The sequence below is a fragment of the Halomonas citrativorans genome (assembly GCF_900163645.1).
GTDB classification, from domain to species: domain Bacteria; phylum Pseudomonadota; class Gammaproteobacteria; order Pseudomonadales; family Halomonadaceae; genus Vreelandella; species Vreelandella citrativorans.
The window spans coordinates 314,340-328,965 of record NZ_FUKM01000033.1; the positions used below are offsets into that span (position 1 = coordinate 314,340).

Sequence of the window (14,626 nt, forward strand, 5' to 3'; positions counted from 1 at the left end):
GTGTTAACGTAATGCCTAGCGCTAACGTAATGAAAGGGCCCCCGCACCGGTATCATCGCCCACGGCATCACGGTAAGCGTTTGCTTCTTGTGCTTCCGTTATGTCGTTAAACCGAACGACTAATACACACGAGGCCAGTACCAGAACGGTCACGCCCAGGTAAAATAGCCCTTGTTGATAGCTTAAGCTTTCACTGCGAAACAGAAAGGCTGCCGAGACGGCGCCGACATTTCCGCCCGCACCCACAATCCCGGCAACTGCGCCCAAGGCTTTTTTATTGATAAACGGCACGACACCGAACGTGGCGCCTTCGGCCATTTGTACGAAGAGGCTAAACACCAGCATGATGCCAATGGCCAAGCTTAGAATGTGCATTTGCGAAAAGGCGACCAGCGCAATACCTTCACAAAGCAGCGCAATAAATAGCCAGCGCACGCGTCCTTTTAACCCGCCCTGTTTGGCGAATAGGTCCGAGAAAACACCACCCAGTGTGCGGGCAAAAATATTCATCAACCCAAAAAGCCCTGCAATCATGCCAGCCATTGCCAGCGTTAAGTCGAATTTGTCGAAGAAGTAGATAGCCGCAATATTGTTGATCGTAAGTTCAACACCAAAACAGAGCCCATAAACTACAAACAGTGCCCAAACGCGGATGTCTTTCGCCGCTGCTAAAAAGCATTGAGTGGCGCTGTTCTCGCCCGTTGCCTCGGGCAATTCACCCCGTGCGCGCAGGTCACTAAAGTTGCCGTCAGGCGCATCCTGCGTGAGGAACCAGTAACCTATCCCGGTGATAAACATCACAATGCCGGGCACGACCATGGCAAGACGCCAGCCTAGCGCTTCGTTAACGCCCAGCATTAGCATGCCTGCAAAGATAAGCGGCATGAGAATTTGCGTGGTACCGCCTCCCAGATTACCCCAGCCCGCACTCGTTGCATTGGCGGTACCCACGACATTGGGCGCAAACATCATGGTGGTGTGGTACTGCGTAATCACGAATGAGGCACCGATAGCGCCAATGGCTAAGCGGGCTAGCAGGAACGTCTCAAAACTATTGGCAAAGCCGATGCCCATGACCGGTAGGGAGCCTAAAATGAGCAGGCCCGTGTAGGTTTTGCGCGGTCCTAATCGGTCACACAGCAATCCGATCAGGAGCCGTACGATAACGGTAATCGCGACAGACGCGATGATCGTGTTGCCAATTTGTGTCTGTGTCAGGGAAAGGTCATCGCGCACCACCGCCATGAGTGGCGCGATGCCGAACCAGCCAAAGAAACAGATATGAAAAGCAAACCACGACAGGTGGAAGGCACGCATCTGAGGCGTGGAGAACGTCAGCAGTCGAATACGATTGGCTTTATTGCGTATGTCCATGAGATGGCCTCGGGGATCTTGAACCAGTTGAGCATCACGCAACGCTAAATCGCTTTGCTGCGTTACGTGTTCACGAGAACATGCCTTCGTCATTGAAGGTCAGGCTCGACGCACTCGTACCCGGTTGGGCCTGGTCTACGCCTACCATCACAAGAGATAGTTAAGCAATTAATTCGCCATCGGGGGTTTTTGTAAGCCTTATCAGTTGGTTACTTTTTATAGGCCGGAGATTTACAGAAAGAGGAACAGCCCCACGCGCTGTTGATGGGCATGCCGTAGGCGGCATGCATCACAATAGTGCTGTTTAGTCGTGCAGGTAAACGGCGTCGATATCCAGCGTTGAGTGATTGCCGATTGCCTCGAAGTGCTCATCCAGCCAGCGCTGCGCGGCGTCTCGGCCTTGTTCAAAAAGATGTGAAAGAAACGACCATTCCGAATTCATCTTGCTGGAAACGGAAAGATTTTCCAGCGCTTGCTCGCCGCTAATACGATGAAAGAGTGCCTGCTGGTAACAGTTTTTAATCCCTTGCTCTTCCAGGGCATGTTGCAGCAGTGCAATCATGCGTATCTCTTTAATCAGCGCGGCGTTAAAGGTAATTTCATTAAGTCTGTTCAGGATGGATGACGCACAGGTCGGCACTGAGTCGCGGCTGATAGGATTAATTTGTACCAGCAGGATATCGCGTGAACTGCACTCCTCCATTAAGGGAAACAGCGCGGGGTTACCCATGTAGCCGCCATCCCAGTAGGCCTCACCATCAATTTCAACGGCCTGGAACATCAAGGGTAAACAGGCAGAGGCCATCACAGCATCAAGGCTCATCTCTTCGCGACGAAAGACACGCTGTTTGCCCGTGCGCACATTGGTGGCTGCCACAAACAGCTTAAGCTGCTCGCATTGGCGCACCCGCTCGAAATCAATGTGTGCATCAACGATGTCACGCAGTGGGTTAACGTTCAACGGGTTGAATTGATAGGGCGAGATCAGGCGCGTCATAAGGTCCATCGCGATATAGCCAGGCGAATGATCAAGGCTCCAGTTGCCTGTCCAGACATCCATCGGCGAACGGCGTACCGGGCTTGCCATACCCGCGCGGCTGACGGCCTGCCAAAAATCTGTAAGTGCTTGCCTGGCTAACGGCTTGCCGCCCCTGGTAAGGGCATCTGCCATCACCACGCCATTCATGGCGCCGGCACTGGTGCCGCTAATACCTTCTATTTCGATGCGCTCATCTTCAAGCAGGCGGTCAATGACGCCCCATGAATAAGCGCCGTGCGCCCCACCGCCTTGCAATGCGAGATCCAGCTTCTTGACTTGAGTCATAAGGCCTCATGCGTTAGTAAGCTTATTCATGCTGCACTGCTTCTCAGCATGGCATAAGAACCAACACATGCCACCACCAACGCGTATGAGACGAATTTAACGCTGCGCTAAATGGGGGGAACCTGGCGTTTGGCAGCGTAAGAAATCTGAGCTGGCGAGCCACTCTTCATCGGGGTAATAGGCAAACACATACTGATCTTCTCTTAAGCTATCAATCAGCGGGTAAGTGATATCCTCGCGTACAGCGGGACAGCCATGGCTGCGGCCGAGACGACCTGTTTGCGCGATAAAGTCGTCGCTAACGTAGTCGGCTCCATGAATCACAATGGCACGTTCGTAGGCGAGGTCGTTGACCTCGGGTTCCAGCCCGTTAAGCCTAAGGGAGTAGCCGTTGCGTCCGTAATAGCTATTCATGGTACGAAACAAGCCAAGACTTGATTGATAACTTTCAGGAATATTCGAGAAGGTTTCGGCTTGCGCATCACCAGAACCCTGACCATGGGAGACCAATTCCTCAAACAGTAGCGTGTGCTGGCGCAGGTCAAAAACCCACAAGCGCCGCTCGGTGGAAGGCAGTGAATAGTCGATAACTGCCAGCCGCTCGACATTGGGGTCCGCACAGCTAAGCGCTTGGGCGGCAAGGCGCAGCGCTTCTGGGGTAGCCGAAGGCGCTAATTGAAGCAACTGATGATTAAGCGATAACACACCGGGAGGGGGCGTTGAGGCGACATCAGAAAAGAAACTGCTCGCGTATAAAGGGAGGCTAATGAACGCGAAAGGTAAACAGCATGACAACGATAGTGGGCGCAAACGGGTTACCATACAGAGCAATCCTGCTGACAAGAGCGACGACGAAAAACAGTAAACGGCTATGATGAAAGTAAGCATGCCGCGAATGGGAATTCATAGTAACGCAAGGAGAGGGTGATGAACGAGATGCAGTCACTAAGACAATGGGCGATAGGGGCCGCTCTAGGTCTAGCACTGTCCCATATCCCCTTCGGTGTAACACCGGCGTATGCGGCCTCTGAGCCGCTTAAACAGGCACTTATACAGCGCTTGGCGGCTGAAGATCAGGCTACGCTGCCGATCCGTGAATTTTATCAATTGCGTAATGAGCAGCTAGCTTGGCGCGAGGCTTCATCGGTTGAGGCGTTAGCCAATGCGCTTAACCTGCTTGAAAGTGATGGTTTGACCCCTAGTGACTACCGTGCCGATAGATTGTTGAGCGCTTTCCAGAGTAGCCAGAACGCTGGAGAGTCCGCTCAGGCCGCGTTTGATATTCAGGCAACGTCGTCGCTGTTGTTGGCGCTCGATCACTTGGAGCGTGGCAAGGTCAACCCGCGTGACGTTGAGCCGAATTGGGATGCCCCACGCCCTGAGCGTCGCTACTCGCTGGCTCGCGTTGCTCAGGCCGTTGATGACCAGGCGTTGGAGCGCGCCTTTGAACTGGCTCGCCCGGCCTCAAGTGAGTATCAGCAGTTGCGAGAGGCGCTCAGTCGCTATCGCCAGATGGCCACGCTAGGCAGCACCCCGTATTTGCCGTCGCGCGAAGTCTCGCTGCGTCCGGGTGATAGGGATGATGACGTTATCCTGCTGCGCCAACGTTTGGCGATGTGGGGAGAAGATGGCCTGGTCTCGGCAGACAGCAGCGCCTATCCCATGATTGGCGTTCAGGCGCCAGGCGATAGACGCACCTTTGATACTGAACTCGAAATGGCCGTAAAACGCTTTCAGAGGCGCCATCAATTAACCGCCGATGGCGTCGTCGGCGATCGTACTCGCCTGGCGCTTAATGCACCTGCCGCCTCACGTGTTGACCAGTTGCGGGTTAATCTGGAACGTGCTCGCTGGATAAGCCCCCAGCAGTCTAGCGAGCCGCGGGCCTGGGTGGATATCGCAGGCTACCAGTTGCACTATATTCGGCCAAACGGCCAGCAGTGGAATGCTCGGGTGGTCGTTGGGTCGCCGCGCCGTGAAACGCCTATTATTCACTCATCCATCAGCCACCTAACGATCAATCCCAGCTGGACGATTCCGCCTACTATCCTGCGTGAAGATGTTCTGCCCCGTATACGTCAGAACACCGACTATTTAGCCCAGCATAATATGCAGGTGATCAATATGTCCGGTGCGCAGCTAGACCCCGCCGAGGTTGATTGGCAACGCCCAGGGGGCGTTATGTTGCGCCAGGTAGCGGGTAACAGTAACCCTTTGGGTCGAGTGGTGGTGCGTTTTCCCAATAATGACATGATCTATTTGCACGACACGCCAGCACAGGGGCTTTTCCAGCGTGATCAGCGGGCATTGAGTTCTGGCTGTGTACGCGTGGAAGGGGTGCGCGAATTTGCCCAAATGCTTTTGCAAGACAGTGGCAGTCGTTATCAGCTCAGCACGCTATTAAATAGCGGTGGCAGCGACCGTAATGTGAGCTTGCCTCAGCGCATTCCTGTCGCGCTACATTACTTGACCGCATGGCCCAACGCCCAAGGGGAAGTGGAGTTTCGCACGGATATCTACCGGCGCGATGCGTCACTATTGGCAGCGCTTCAGCGTTCTGTATGAACGTAGAGGGCAGGCCAGCGTGTAGATAGCGCAAGGTGCGTGGCTACCGTTCAGGGTATAAAAACGACAATGCCGCCCCAGGGGGCGGCATTGTTATATGGTGTTAAAGCTTGGATTACAAAAACCTGGATTACTCAGTATCGCTTTCTGACTGGTAGCCCGCCACGCTAATCGTGCCGGTTTCGCCACTTTCAAGCGCAGCAAGCATCGGTTCGGCCTGGCGTTGGAAGGCAATCAGTGTGTCGCCGTTTAAGCCCATGTTTTCAGGCAGGTCTATCGTCATTGCATTAACGGGTGAGTTATTAACGATGACCTCGTAATGCAGATGAGGGCCTGTACTGCGGCCAGTGTTACCCGAAAGCGCGATGCGCTCGCCCATGGCGACGCGCTGGCTCTGGCTTACCAACTGCCGGGACAAGTGCAGATAGCGCGTACGATAACCATTGTCATGGCGGATAATAATATAGCGGCCTGCGGCTGGGTGGTTGGCAATTTTCTCAACACGGCCATTGGCGGGGGCAGTCACCGGTGTGCCAATAGGCATCGCAAAATCAGTGCCATTGTGCGGGCTAATCCGGCCTGTTACCGGATGTTTGCGGCGCGGGTTGAAGTTGGAGCTAAGGCGATAACTGCCGTCAAAGGGGTAGCGGGCGAAAGAGGGGTCCAGACTATTGCCTTCGGGGGTATAGAAGTTATTATCGGTGGCATTACGTACGACAGTGAGGTCCATGCGCTCTCCGGAATACTTTACTGCTAGTACGCGGGAGCCCAGCGTTTCACCATCAATCATGTCGGACTCAACCAGCACCTGGAATTGGTCGCCACGGCGACTGTCCCGGCGAAAATCAAGTTTCTTCTCTAGCAAGTGAGTAAGCTCGGTAACCGAGCTACTGCTCAAACCTGTTGCCTGAGCTGAGCGGGCGAAACTACCGCTAACACTACCCGCAAAAAGGCGTTGAACCGGCTCACCCTGTCGCTCAATAGACGTAATGGCGAAATTGTCAGTGTCGCTTTCTATTAATACCCCGTCGCGCATGTTTTTCATCATGCGAAGCGCGAGCAGGCGGCCGTCCTCGTCTAGCTGGTAGTCGAAGCTGTGGCCTGCACGCCAGTTTGTCAGCATTCGAGATTCTGGCATGTCATCCAGCAGTGCCAGTACTTCGCTATAGCCTAGTCCCAGCTCATCTTGTGCCAGAACGGCAAAGGTTTCACCTGGCTCAACAAGGTGGGTTTTCCATTCGGGGACATAGGGCTCTTCAGCAGCCAGTTCCAGCTCAAGAAAAGAGACGTCATCGAACAGATCAATGCCGTAATCTTCATAAGAAGTAGCATCTGCGATTTCGACAGAGGACGACGGATCGATATCGAGCATGCCGCTTGAAAGTGTGCCTACGACAACCGCCATATGCAGCGCGCCGTTATCGATTGCACTGTGGGTGAGTAATGCACTGGGGGGCTGGTGTTCTGCTACCGCCGCATCCGCACTGGAGATAAGATCAAGGTCAACGATTTCTGTTGCCGCTAAATCGCTAAGGGGGATATGTTCGCGGGTGGCATCAATGGCCCTTGAGGCGCGATTGATGGCATCAGCAACCGGCGTTCGTTCCTGACCAAGGGAAGGAAGACCTGGCGCTGAATCGCTGGGAAGCGGTACTAACACGCTTTCAAGCGGTGTATGGGGTTGGTTTAAATCGTGATACGTTGTAATTAATTTTTGTGCGCCCAGCACAGTGACCATTGTAGCCACAGGTAACAGTAACAACTTATGCGTGCGGGGCAGCGAATGAAGGATTCGCAACATGGGTAAATAGACCGCCGAGTTCGTGATCGAAAACGAATATGAAAGTAAACAAACCCCGGAACCATACCCCATGGAGCAAAAGGTGCATAGACTGTATATCTGTACATAAAAGATACTTTTGCTATATGAGCATAAGTAAATGGCAGATATTACTGTTTGTGAACACTGTTTGCTAACAAAGGTAAATAAAAGCTTGAATAAAGCGAGTTGGCTAGCTCTGCGCATCGCATGCTTCAGACCTGAAAAACATGAGAATTATTAACCTAACCATAGACAGGTAGGGAGTAGTGTAAAGGATTTATAGAGGATGGGAGGGTCGAGTAAGTAAGATCTAATAGGAATTGTTGTTATTATTGTTTAAAAACAAGTGCTTAAATTTTTATTAATGTTAGTTAAGAGTTTTTGAGTTGGACGAAGATAATACCGTTAGCCATAGATGCTGTCTGTCAGACTTAAGCCGGGGTTGATCTTGATGTTTTTTTTTGTAACAAAAGGTTAATTGCAGATTTTTTGAGTGTTTTTAACGTGGTTAGGCAACAGCTGACAGGCTGATGGATTCGCATGGATGCGCTTGGCGTTGCTGTTCCGAGGAGGCTGTATTGTGCCGGATGGCGCAAATAAGCGCTGAATAAGCGGTACTTTTTATTGATTACTGGCATTCTAGTGAGATTTTTTCGAAGATTAAGCGGATTGTATCGCTGTATAGCATCGAGGAAATCGAAATGTCCCGGGTAACACTTGCGCAATGGCAAATGCTGGCAGCCGTGGTAGACCATGGAGGATTTGCGCGTGCAGCGGAAGCGATCCATAAAAGCCCCTCTACGTTGAACCATGCCGTTCATAAGCTGGAAGAGCAGTTAGGTGTTCAGGTGCTTGAGCCGGTTGGGCGTCAGGTTCGCTTGACGGAAGCCGGTGAATTACTGCTGCGTCGCGCACGTCAATTGGTAGAAAACGCAGCCTCTTTAGAAGATGTGGCGTCAAGGCTGGCGGCAGGCCTGGAAGCTGAAATTATCGTGGCAATCGAGCAGATATTCCCTGCGGCGGTCCAGGCGAAGGCGCTAGAGCGCTTCTCGGAAGAGTACCCACAAGTACGCGTGCAGCTACATGAGAGCGTGCTCCATGGTGGAATTGAAATGCTCTATGACGGCCGTGCAGACCTCGTGGTTTCGGGTATATCGGCGCAGGGTTTTTTAGGCGAGCCTCTGGTGCTCGTTCGCTTTATTGCGGTTGCCCATCCGGATCATGCCCTACACCAGCTGGGGCGATCACTGGATCTCCGCGATCTGGCGCAGCATCGCCAGTTGGTGGTTCGTGACTCAGCCTTGCGTCAGCCTTTGGATGCAGGGTGGTTAAAGGCCGAGCAGCGTTGGACGGTAGGTCATTTGAACACCTCTCTAGATATGTTAAAGCGTGGCCTGGGGTTCGCTTGGATGCCTGAATCCCATATTACAGAAGAGCTAGCGCGTGGCGAGTTAAAGCCGCTACCGCTTCCGGCGGGTGGCATACGTGAAGTACCTGTTCAGATGATTTTTCGGGATCGTGATCGTGCGGGGCCTGCCGCTCATGCCATGGCTACTGCGTTAAAGCAGGCGGTCGACGAACTCTATTCTCATGGTTCGATTATCTCGAATGAAACACCGTAAAACATCCGCTTGAGCATCTGTGCACCGGGGGTATGCTGAAGGTAGCGTCGTCAGATACTTATTACCCCCTTTAGGAGATGCCTTATGGGCTTGCTTGTTAATGGTGAATGGCACGACCAGTGGTACGACACGAAAAAGAGCGGCGGTGAATTTGTGCGTGAGTCTGCTCAGCTGCGTGATTGGGTCGGCGATCAACCGGGAACTGACGGGGCCTGCTATCCCGCTGAAAAGGACCGCTACCATCTATACGTTTCGTTAGCCTGCCCTTGGGCGCATCGCATCCTCATAATGCGTAAGCTAAAAGGGCTGGAGTCGTTGATAGGCGAGTCACATGTGAGCCCTTTGATGTTAAATAAGGGGTGGACCTATGAGCAGAATGAAGGCTCAAGCGGTGACGCCGTTAACGGCGTTGATTACCACTATCAGCTATACACCATGACCAATCCCACCTATACCGGTCGGGTAACGGTCCCTGTGCTCTGGGATAAAAAGCGAAGTGCCATCGTTAATAATGAGTCGGCCGACTTGTTACGTATATTGAATGTCGCGTTTGATGATCTTACTGGCAACCACTTGGATTTTTATCCGGAGGATTTGCGCGAACAGATCGATCAAGTGAATGCCGATGTCTATGACCATATTAACAATGGCGTCTACAAGACCGGTTTTGCCACCGAGCAGGCTGTGTATGAAAAGCATGTTCACGCGCTATTTGAAGCACTAGAGCGTGTGGAAAAACGCTTGGGTAACCAGCGTTACTTGGCGGGGGAGTGGCTAACAGAAGCGGATATCCGCCTGTTTACGACGCTGATTCGTTTTGATGCCGTGTATTACGGCCACTTCAAATGCAATTTTAAGCGTATTGAAGACTTTCCCAACTTGTCCAACTATGTGCGTGAGATCTACCAGTGGCCGGGGGTGGCTGAAACGGTTGATATGGATCATATAAAACGTCACTACTACTATAGCCACGATACGATTAACCCAACACGCATTGTACCCGCTGGGCCGCTGCTTGATTTTGAACGCCCCCATGATCGAGAGCGCTTGCCGGGACGTGGGGTACGTTCTAAGCAGAGCGCTTAGGCAGCTTGTTCAGCACAGCCGCCGTTGCAAACCAGAAGACCGCCGAAAAGGCGGTCTTCTGTTATTACGTTAGCTTGATGATTAACGGTGTTAATCGTGATCTGAAATGGCTTCACGTGTTGATTGCCAAGCGCTTTGTGCGCCATCGCGGGTAGTTTCCCACGCATCGCGCGCATTTACTTTGGTTTGTTCCCACCAGTCATGGTTGTAGGCAGGAAATTCTTCAACTTCTTCGGGGGTTGCATCAAGAATAATGCGGTGCTCGGTATCCCCGTCGCTCTCAGTGTGAGTTTCAAGCGAGAAGTAATCAGTGCCTACAACGATCTCACGACCACCAAGGCCTAATACGGCGCCACTCTCAATGACCAGCGCATTGATACGCATCTCTTCATCGAACAGAATATTATCGACTTCACCGATCTCATCGCCGGATCCATTGTTGAAGTAGACGTCAGCGTCAAGGATATCTTTAGCGGAGTACATGCCTTGGGGCTCTTCTGACGCTTGCACTCCGAAGGCCAGACTGCCTAGCAGGGCGGTACCGATAGCGGTGGTTAACATTGTCTTACGCATAGCTTCTCTCCATGTGGCTAAAATACAGAATGGTCAACAATTGGCTGCCCATTCATTACTAGTCACCAATAACTTGCAACGTTTGACTAAAATAGAAGCGAGTAGGCTTATGACGCTGACGGGTTATAGCGTGTTGGCCCAATCATCAGCACGTCTTTCAGCTTCTTCACGCGTCAGACCATATTTTTGCTGAAGCTTGCCCACTAGCTGATCTTTCCTGCCACCAATCTGATCAAGCTCATCATCGGTGAAGTCGCCCCAGCTAGTGCGTGCTTTACCTTTCATTTCCGTCCACTTGCCTTCAATTTGATCCCAGTTCATACATCACTCCTTGAATTGCTGAACGTGTTGAGGCATCTAATTAAGTTAGACGATGTTTACACAAGTGCAAGTGAAGGTGTTTGTTTTGGGTGAAGTAAAAGAAGGTGAAGTAAAAAGGCTGGTCATTCATTATTTGAGGTGTTAGGATGCGCGCTCCTCGCATGTGTTGACCCCTCCATCACGACGATAAGCGATGTCTACGTAGTTTTTATATTTGATGCGTAGCAAGGCTTGCTGGAACATCTCTATGATTGCAGATGTTCATTGCTGTGAAGATGGCGCGCCTCCAGCATTTCACCAAACGGGTGAAATCGGCGCAGAAGGTCGCCACAGCGGTTGGCCCTTTATATAGATTTGAAAATATATAGGTTTGCCAGCCGTATGCCAGGTGCGACCGGCGTCTCCGACTCCACTGATGACATTATCCGCTTATTGACGGAACCTGTTTTTCGATGCTGCCTTTTAGCGCACGTCGATGTCAGAGTCAGAGACGCTTACGATGCTCTTTTGCCGGTACTGCCGGCCTACCAAGGTGTGATTAATGACCTCGACTTCTGTCGCCTCGCCGAGCTTCGGCGATCTGGCTCTATTGCCTGCCGTTCTGTCTGCTGTTGAAGCACAGGGCTATGTAACCCCTTCACCTATCCAGGCGCAAACTATTCCTGCGTTGCTGGAAGGTCGCGATATGCTGGGCCAAGCACAAACGGGTACCGGTAAAACCGCAGCATTTGCTTTACCGTTATTGTCACGACTGGAACTTCAACGTCGTGTACCCCAAGTATTAGTCATGGCCCCAACCCGCGAGCTTGCTCAGCAGGTGGCAGCCTCATTTAGTAAGTATGGTCAAAACCTGCAGGGCCTTGAAGTGGCAATCCTGTGTGGTGGCCAAGAGTACCGTGAGCAGTTAGGCGCGCTGAAGCGCGGTGCCCAAGTTATCGTTGGCACCCCCGGCCGTATTATTGATCACCTGGATCGCGGCAGCTTGAAGTTGGACGGCCTGTCAGCACTCGTGTTAGACGAAGCTGATGAAATGCTGCGCATGGGCTTTATCGACGACGTTAAACGCGTGGTCGCCGATACCCCGAAAGATGCACAGCGTGTGTTTTTCTCGGCCACACTGCCGACTGAAATTGAGCGCATTGTTAACCGCTACCTGGTTGACCCGGTAAAAGTGGCGATTGAGTCGCGCACGACCACTGGCGAAAACATTGAGCAGCGCATTGTACGCGTTGACGGCGGTGCCAAGCTTGAAGCGCTGGCACGTATTCTTGAAGTCGAGCCGGTCGATGCCGCTATTGTCTTCGTACGTACTCGCGCCGCTTGTACTACCCTGGTTGAGCAACTGACGGCTCGTGGCGTCAACGCCGCTGGCCTGTCCGGTGACTTGGACCAAAGCCTGCGCGAGCGTACGATTACTCGCCTGAAGCGTAGCAAGGTCGACGTACTGATTGCGACTGACGTTGCTGCCCGTGGTCTTGACGTGCCGCGCATTACGCACGTTATCAACTACGATCTTCCGCAAGATGCAGAAGCGTATACGCACCGTATCGGCCGTACTGGTCGTGCTGGTCGTAGCGGCATCGCGATTACCTTTGCCGGTTTCCGTGAAGGTCGTAAAGTAGGCTGGATGGAGCAGGCAACCGGTCAGAAAATGACCGAAATGCCGCTGCCTGACGAAGCTGCTATTCGCGCTCACCGTGACGAAGTTTTCCACCACCGTGTGGTGGCAGCGCTTACCAAAGGCGCAGAAGAGCAGCAGGCACTGGTAGAGCGCCTGGTAGAAGAAGGTCACGACGCTATTCAGCTGGCCTGCGCCTTTGCTGCCATGGCGCGTGCTGATGAAGCGCCGATTGGCCGCTTGCAGGCGCCGCGTAAAGAGCGTGCACCGCGTGAAGGTGGCAGCGCCAAGCCAGGTGCTCGCCGTGAGCGTGGAGAACGTGGTGAGCGTCCGCGCGCACCTAGCGAAGGCATGACCCGCTACCGCGTATCTGTTGGCCATAAAGACGGCGTTAAGCCAGGCCAGCTGGTTGGCGCACTGGCGAATGAAGGCGGCATTGAAGGTGCACGTATCGGCCGTATCGATATCCGTAACGCCTTTTCCGTGGTTGAGCTACCCAGTGGTCTGCCTTCCACTATCCTGACCAAGATGGCCCGTGCTCGCGTAGCCGGTCGTCCGTTGGAAATCAGTGAAGACAGCGCGCCTGAGCGTGCGCCGCGCCGTCGTCGTGATGATGGCGATGCGCCGATCCGTCGCCGCGAAGCGTAATCGCTTAAGCATGCGATAGCGGTATTAACCGCGCCTAAAATGCCCTCGTACCGGTTTCCGGTGCGGGGGCATTTTTTTGCTACGCTAAAAGATGACACGCCAAAAAAGCGACAGGGAGTCGAGACAGGGAGTCAACAGTGAAAGCAGCCTTGCATGAATGGAACCTGGCGCCTAAAGAGGCTATTGCGCTTCAGAAAGAGCTTGCTACACGGTTAGAGTCTGATGACCGTATTGCTCCGGTAACGCACATCGCCGGGATGGATATTGGCTTTGAAGACAACGGAGATACGACGCGGGCAGCCGTGGTGGTGCTCAAGTGGGACCCACAAACAGCACCTGACTTAACGCTTGTTGAGCAAGTTGTTCATCGTGAGCCGACGCGAATGCCGTATATTCCAGGACTGCTCTCTTTTCGCGAAATACCTGCGGCACTGGGCGCCTTTGAACGGCTCAATATACTGCCCGAATTAATCATGGTGGATGGCCAAGGGATCGCCCACCCCAGAAGGCTCGGGATCGCTGCGCACTTAGGGCTATGGCTAGACCTGCCCACCATCGGCGTTGCCAAGTCACGCCTTTACGGCAAGCACGATGAGGTAGGCGAGACACGTGGGGACTGGGTGCCGCTGCGAGCCGGTAGCGAGACGATTGGTGCCGTACTGCGCTCGCGTGACAAGGTGAAGCCGGTATTTGTCTCGCCTGGCCACCGAATTAGTCTTGAAACATCGCTTGATTGGGTAATGCGTTGCCTGGGACGTACCAAGCTGCCAGAGCCTACCCGCTTGGCCGACAGGTTGGCTTCAAGGCGCGACCAGCATGTCAAAAAGCCCCAGGATTCGCTGTTTTAAAATGCCAGGCTCACTTAACCACGTGATGAGCGTTTTATAAAAGCGTGATAAAGCGCTTGAGTAAGCTTGTAGCCTCCTGCGTTTCAACCACCTGAGCGGCAATTGCCTCTGCGTCTTGTTGCTGGTCAAGCAGCACTTCGCGCTGATGCGCTATATAAGCACGCATGACAGGTACGGTGAATTCAGGATGAAACTGCACGCTCCACTGGCGCGGCCCGTAACGCAGTGCCTGGTGCGCATCGTGGGAATTACAGGCTAATACCTGCGTATTGGAAGGCGGCGTTAACACAGACTGCGCATGGGTCAGGTGGGCCATAAACTGCGCGGGTAACTGGCTAAACAGGGGGTCTTGAAGGCCCGCATCCGTCAGCGTAACGCTATGCGTACCCAGCTCACGCCCCTTGGGGTGGAAGTCGCTTACGCCTCCAAAAGCCGCTGTCATTAACTGATGGCCGTAGCAAACGCCTAACATGGGAATGTCCGCTTGAAGCGCCTCCTGTAGCCAGGGTTTTAAGCGTTCGCTCCAGGGCTCTTTGTGGCTCACCATGCTGTGCGAGCCAGTAATGAGAATGCCTTTCAGCGCTTTTAGCGGTAGCGGCGCAGACTCCTTTCGGGCGTCCCATACGCGAAGTGTTAAATGCTCAGGCAGCGTATCGTTTAGCTGTTGCTCAAAGAGGGTTTCAAAATCACCGTGCTGTTCGACAACGTCAGAAAATGCATCGCCGGTTTTAATAATGACGACAGAGGCCATATTGATTCCTGTGAAAAAAGGCAGCCTGGTACGCAAACTGCTGATGCGAGCACCAAGGGGATAAAGCATGTCAT

12 protein-coding genes are annotated in these 14,626 nt (G+C 53.1%); 5 read left to right on the plus strand and 7 right to left on the minus strand.

Annotated features, from left to right (window positions below; translation table 11 throughout):
- Positions 1-21: 21 nt before the first annotated feature.
- The 3 genes from CZ787_RS08990 to CZ787_RS09000 form a co-directional block, all read right to left on the minus strand.
- Positions 22-1,374, minus strand: coding sequence for an MFS transporter (locus CZ787_RS08990; RefSeq protein ID WP_087108424.1), 1,353 nt, complete (start codon positions 1,372-1,374; stop codon positions 22-24).
- 304 nt (positions 1,375-1,678) lie between these two features.
- Positions 1,679-2,698 carry a patatin-like phospholipase family protein gene (locus CZ787_RS08995; protein ID WP_087108322.1) on the minus strand — a complete coding sequence of 340 codons (1,020 nt, stop codon included), beginning with the start codon at positions 2,696-2,698 and terminating at the stop codon, positions 1,679-1,681.
- 96 nt (positions 2,699-2,794) lie between these two features.
- Entirely contained in the window at positions 2,795-3,520 is a 726-nt protein-coding gene (locus tag CZ787_RS09000) for a murein L,D-transpeptidase catalytic domain family protein (RefSeq protein ID WP_087108324.1), read from the minus strand.
- A gap of 105 nt (positions 3,521-3,625) precedes the next feature.
- Here CZ787_RS09000 and CZ787_RS09005 point away from each other — a divergent pair, with 105 nt between their 5' ends.
- Complete coding sequence (locus tag CZ787_RS09005) at positions 3,626-5,263, plus strand: L,D-transpeptidase family protein (protein WP_087108325.1); 1,638 nt, start codon at positions 3,626-3,628, stop codon at positions 5,261-5,263.
- A gap of 130 nt (positions 5,264-5,393) precedes the next feature.
- Here CZ787_RS09005 and CZ787_RS09010 read toward each other — a convergent pair whose 3' ends face one another.
- Positions 5,394-7,064: a peptidoglycan DD-metalloendopeptidase family protein gene (locus CZ787_RS09010; RefSeq protein WP_087108327.1), complete on the minus strand. Its 1,671-nt coding sequence runs from the start codon at positions 7,062-7,064 to the stop codon at positions 5,394-5,396.
- Positions 7,065-7,786: 722 nt separating this feature from the next.
- On the opposite strand from CZ787_RS09010, the gene CZ787_RS09015 reads away from it, so the two are divergent.
- The gene (locus tag CZ787_RS09015; protein WP_087108329.1) at positions 7,787-8,707 is read left to right on the plus strand and encodes a LysR family transcriptional regulator; all 921 of its coding nucleotides are present in this window, start codon (positions 7,787-7,789) and stop codon (positions 8,705-8,707) included.
- 84 nt (positions 8,708-8,791) lie between these two features.
- The gene (locus CZ787_RS09020; protein ID WP_087108331.1) at positions 8,792-9,793 is read left to right on the plus strand and encodes a glutathione S-transferase family protein; all 1,002 of its coding nucleotides are present in this window, start codon (positions 8,792-8,794) and stop codon (positions 9,791-9,793) included.
- A 90-nt stretch (positions 9,794-9,883) separates the two neighbouring features.
- Here CZ787_RS09020 and CZ787_RS09025 read toward each other — a convergent pair whose 3' ends face one another.
- Positions 9,884-10,366: a PRC-barrel domain-containing protein gene (locus tag CZ787_RS09025; protein WP_087108333.1), complete on the minus strand. Its 483-nt coding sequence runs from the start codon at positions 10,364-10,366 to the stop codon at positions 9,884-9,886.
- A gap of 123 nt (positions 10,367-10,489) precedes the next feature.
- Positions 10,490-10,687 carry a CsbD family protein gene (locus tag CZ787_RS09030; protein ID WP_087108335.1) on the minus strand — a complete coding sequence of 66 codons (198 nt, stop codon included), beginning with the start codon at positions 10,685-10,687 and terminating at the stop codon, positions 10,490-10,492.
- A 541-nt stretch (positions 10,688-11,228) separates the two neighbouring features.
- On the opposite strand from CZ787_RS09030, the gene CZ787_RS09035 reads away from it, so the two are divergent.
- Positions 11,229-12,953: a DEAD/DEAH box helicase gene (locus tag CZ787_RS09035; RefSeq protein WP_087108337.1), complete on the plus strand. Its 1,725-nt coding sequence runs from the start codon at positions 11,229-11,231 to the stop codon at positions 12,951-12,953.
- Positions 12,954-13,090: 137 nt separating this feature from the next.
- The gene (gene nfi / locus CZ787_RS09040; protein WP_087108340.1) at positions 13,091-13,801 is read left to right on the plus strand and encodes a deoxyribonuclease V; all 711 of its coding nucleotides are present in this window, start codon (positions 13,091-13,093) and stop codon (positions 13,799-13,801) included.
- Between the two features lie 34 nt (positions 13,802-13,835).
- On the opposite strand, the gene CZ787_RS09045 is transcribed toward nfi, so the two are convergent.
- Positions 13,836-14,552, minus strand: a complete 717-nt coding sequence (locus CZ787_RS09045; protein ID WP_087108343.1) for a glutamine amidotransferase — start codon at positions 14,550-14,552, stop codon at positions 13,836-13,838.
- Positions 14,553-14,626 lie beyond the last annotated feature (74 nt).